Here is a 4,098-nt window from a genome sequence, read left to right on the forward strand (position 1 = left end):
GTTCACCACGCGTCCATGGCCGCGCTCTACCATGCCGGCCAGAAATGCGCGTGTGGCAAGGAATGTGGTCTTCAGGCTGACATCGATGCCGCGGTCCCAGTCGCTTTCGCTGAGATCGAGAAATCGCCGCTGCAGCGCCGGCTGAGCGACCGTTCCCATCCCGGCATTGTTGACGAGGATATCGATCTCGCCGACCTCCGAGCAGAGCCGCTCGACATCCGCTGCACGCGTCAGATCGGCCATCACCGCACGAACGTCGAGCCCCTCCGCCCGCAGCTCTTCAGCGCGCTGCTCGACGCGATGCGACGAGGCGGTGATCGCGACCGCAAGCCCGGCGTGGCCGAGTGCGCGCGCCACCGCGACGCCGATGCCGTCGGCGGCGCCCGCGCCGGTCACCAGCGCCGTGCGGGATTTGCGAAACGTGGTCATGAGCCCTCCAAGGCGATGACGCCAATGCCGCGAGTCAGTATCCGGCGCTGATGCCGAAATCGATCGAAAGCGCGGCCCCGGTGATCGGCGCCGCGCCGGGCTGGCAAAGATAATGGATGAAGGAGGCGATCTCTTCCACGCCGATGAACCGTGCTCTTTCCCCTTGCGGGTATTGCCCAAGGAGCCTGCGCTTGTAGCCGTCCGGGTCATCTCCGCCATAGGTCCTTGCCTGATACTCGATCATTGGCGTCGCCGTGTCGCCAGGACAGACGGCGTTGACCCTGATGCCGTGCGGCGCAAGCTCCAGGGCGAGAGCCTTGGTCAGCAGCACCAGCCCGCCTTTGGAGGCGCAATAGACCGCCGCGCCGCTGTTGCCAACGATGCCCGCGTCGGAGGCGATATTGATGATAACGCCCTGCGCCGCCGACAGGTGCGGAATGGCGGCCGAGATCAGGAAGAAGGCACCTTTGAGATTGACGTCCAGCACCAGGTCCCATTGCTCTTCGCGGACCTCGCTTGCCGCTCCCTCGAGCCAGACGCCGGCGGCGTTGACGAGAATGTCCAGGCCGCCTCCCCATTCGCGGGCCTTGTTCACAACCTCTCGGCAGGCAGCGACGGAACGGATGTCGAGCGGCAGACCGATCGCGTTCGCACCGGTCGCGGCAATCCTTGACACGGCCTCGTCGAGTTTCGCGCCGGGAAGGTCGGCGAGCACGATCCGCTCACCGTCAGCCGCAAGGCGCAGTCCCGTCGCAAGACCCATTCCCCCGGCGCCGCCCGCGATCAGGACGGTTCTTGCAGCCATTCGATAACCTCCGCTGTGCGATGAGCGTTGCGGCGAGACACAGTCCGGCATCCGAACCACGTCGGAGAGACATCTCGCATGCGCCACGCCGGACAAACAATGATCACAGCACCGAAGCCATTCGCTTCGCGATCACCCCAGCTCCAGCGTCGTGATGCCGAAAACCTTCGACGGCACATTGCCTGGTTTGCCGCCCCGATACATGCGGGTCGTCGTGAATCCGGGGACCATGCCGACAGCCTGAAGCACGGCGGTGAAGCCGATCTGGGTGGCCGGCACGTCGATATGCAGCGCCTCGCCTGCCGTCCTTCCCGTCAGTTCCGCCATCAAAGCCAGGGCTGTCTCCATGTCGTCCGCGAACAGCGGACCGATCTTGAAACCTTCGCGGCATCGGCGCGCCACGCCGTAGCCGGCAAGGCCGGTCGAGCCAGTGGACATCATCGCGATCCGGGGCGGCCGCAGCCATGCCCGCAGGAAGGCCTCCCGAGGCGCCGGGAAGCACTGGCGGTCATAGGCCAGGATCTCGGCTGTCTCGGCGGCGGCAACGGACCGGATTTCCCGACCCCCGGTCAGTCGGGCCGGACGACCGCTGAAGCGGACGGTCTCATAAGCCGGCACGAAGCCTTTGTGTTGGTAGTTGGCGCGCTGCTCGGCTACGCCGTCGAGGCCGACAATGCGGTCGCCGAGCCGAGCCATGCCGGCATCCCAGACCGCCTTGCCATGGCCTTCACCGCGCCGATCGGGCCGGCAGATATAGAGGCCGATGAAACCGAACTCCGCGCCATAGGCGACGGCCGAGATGCCGGCCACCATCTCGCCGGTGACGAAGGCCCCGATGAACCCTTCAGGATCGGCAGCCCTGAGCGCGGCGGCATCGTCGATGCCCGGATTCCATCCCTCCCTCGCCGCCCACTCGACGAGCGTTTCGACCTCGCTGGCGGTCAGCGTCCGGATCGTTCTCGGCATGGCTTCACTCGGCGGCGGCCTAGAGGCAACGGATTTCAAGCCTCCAGGATAGGTCGCCGCCAGCAGGTTGCAAAGACCGGTTTTGGACGTTGCCGACCTGTCCACTCACGAAGCCCAAGCGTCGATGCTCCTTCGCCGATTCGGCGAAGAGGCCGCCCATTGAACGCTAGACCGTCGAGCGAATTATTATCCGGGTTTTTCGAATCGATGCAAAGGGTTAGCAAGAACGCGTCGAAACATCAGCTGTTGTTCCAATGGGTAACTGGACACGACCGTGGAAGGCGGGGAATCTTCTTTGGTCGTTGCTTCGAATTGAATGGAGTGCCCGAGGAAATGCCCCTGAGCGCCGAAGAAATCGCCAGTCATCCGGCAGCTCTGCGCGGTGTCAAGGAGCAGTCGCGCGCGCTCATCCATATCTACGAAACCAGCCCGCGCCTTGCCGCCGTTTTTGCTACTCAGCAGCGCTGGCTGCTCGGCCATGTCGGACTTGCGCTGCATTTCAGGCGCGACCCCGATGACCGTCGCACCGAAATGACCGTAGCGCGTTTCATCGAGGTCGTGCGCCGCAATTCAGTCGCCAGCCGCAACACCGCCGAAGCGTTCGTCAAGGAAATGCTCCATTACAACGTCGCCGAATACATTTCGTCGCGTGGCGATGGCCGAGCTCATCCCTTGCGGGTGACCGCGGCCACCATCGAGACCTTTACCGGCTGGATCCATGCCCATTTGCGAACGCTCGACCGCATCGATGGCGGAGCCCGGCTGACGACTTTCCTCGAACACCCCGATATGCTGGCCAAGCTGCAGCCATTGATCTGCGACGGATTGCTCGCATCCATTCCGGTGCGGGAACCCCAGCAAACCTTCTCGTTGTTCATCTGGCTCAACAATGGCGGCATCGTCATGGACTGGCTGATGTCGGGTATCGATCCGGAGGACGCCAGCCTCGATAAGATTCCGACCGGCGTCATTTCGATCAGCGAATTTGCGCATTGGCTGAAACTTTCGCGCACGCATCTGGCGCGCAAGCTTCGCGACGCCGAGGCGCTCGGCAGCATCGGCTGGGTCGGCCAGCGCGGACATTCCGTCATGTGGGTGTCGCGGCAGTTCTTCGACGAGTATATGGCCGTTCAGGCAGCCAAGCTCGCCATCGTCGACGCAGCCTTCGAGGCGAGTTTTTCCGGCGCGAGCGAAGGCTGAGCGCCGCGGCGCCTGCTCCGAGCTTGCCGTGACGGCGCGCAAAGAGACGCGCCGTTGAGCCGCTTCGACCATGACGCGGCGCTCAGAGCAATTCCAGGAAAGTGTGAAACGGTCTTCCGTCCGGAATTGTCAAATCAAAGAGATAGGGAGGCTTGCCGTTTCCGTGGAACGGTGAACCGCTCTATGTCCTCAGTCGATGTCGAACGACACGCCTTGCGCCAAGGGCAGGGCCTTGGAGAAGTTCACCGTGTTGGTGGCGCGCCGCATATAGGCCTTCCAGGCGTCCGAGCCGCTCTCCCGGCCGCCGCCGGTTTCCTTCTCGCCGCCGAATGCGCCGCCGATCTCGGCGCCCGACGTGCCGATATTGACATTGGCGATGCCGCAGTCCGAACCGTCGACGCCGAGAAAGCGCTCCGATTCCTGCAGGTCGCGGGTAAAGATCGAGGATGACAGGCCTGCGCCGACCGCATTGTGCAGGTCGAGCGCCTCGTCGAAATCGGCATATTTCATCACATAGAGGATCGGCGCGAAGGTTTCTTCCGTCACCGGCGAAACCTGCTTCGGCATTTCGACGAGCGCCGGATGCACATAGTAAGCCTCGGGATGGCCGTTCTCGAACCGCTTGCCCCCGGTCACCTTGCCGCCATGTGCTTCCGCTTCGTTCAACGCCTTCTGCATATTGTCGAAGGCGGCCTTGT

The 4,098-nt window shown here is 63.6% G+C and carries 5 protein-coding genes; 1 reads left to right on the top strand and 4 read right to left on the bottom strand.

What is annotated here, in order from left to right:
• From EOA60_RS21825 to EOA60_RS21835, 3 genes are all read right to left on the bottom strand, one after another.
• A partial coding sequence (locus EOA60_RS21825; protein ID WP_128311855.1) for an SDR family NAD(P)-dependent oxidoreductase occupies positions 1-429 on the bottom strand: 429 nt, incomplete at its 3' end.
• A gap of 34 nt (positions 430-463) precedes the next feature.
• On the bottom strand, positions 464-1,234 hold the full coding sequence (locus EOA60_RS21830) for an SDR family oxidoreductase (RefSeq protein WP_095823364.1): 771 nt from the start codon (positions 1,232-1,234) through the stop codon (positions 464-466).
• Positions 1,235-1,366: 132 nt separating this feature from the next.
• Positions 1,367-2,200 carry a GNAT family N-acetyltransferase gene (locus EOA60_RS21835; RefSeq protein WP_095823365.1) on the bottom strand — a complete coding sequence of 278 codons (834 nt, stop codon included), beginning with the start codon at positions 2,198-2,200 and terminating at the stop codon, positions 1,367-1,369.
• A gap of 333 nt (positions 2,201-2,533) precedes the next feature.
• On the opposite strand from EOA60_RS21835, the gene EOA60_RS21840 reads away from it, so the two are divergent.
• Positions 2,534-3,400, top strand: coding sequence for a hypothetical protein (locus tag EOA60_RS21840; RefSeq protein WP_095823366.1), 867 nt, complete (start codon positions 2,534-2,536; stop codon positions 3,398-3,400).
• A gap of 189 nt (positions 3,401-3,589) precedes the next feature.
• Here EOA60_RS21840 and EOA60_RS21845 read toward each other — a convergent pair.
• The coding region (locus tag EOA60_RS21845) for an aldehyde dehydrogenase family protein (protein ID WP_128311857.1) at positions 3,590-4,098 on the bottom strand (509 nt) is incomplete at its 5' end.

Origin of the sequence: Mesorhizobium sp. M1A.F.Ca.IN.020.06.1.1 (genome assembly GCF_004023265.1) — a bacterium.
In the GTDB taxonomy this organism is placed as follows: domain Bacteria; phylum Pseudomonadota; class Alphaproteobacteria; order Rhizobiales; family Rhizobiaceae; genus Mesorhizobium.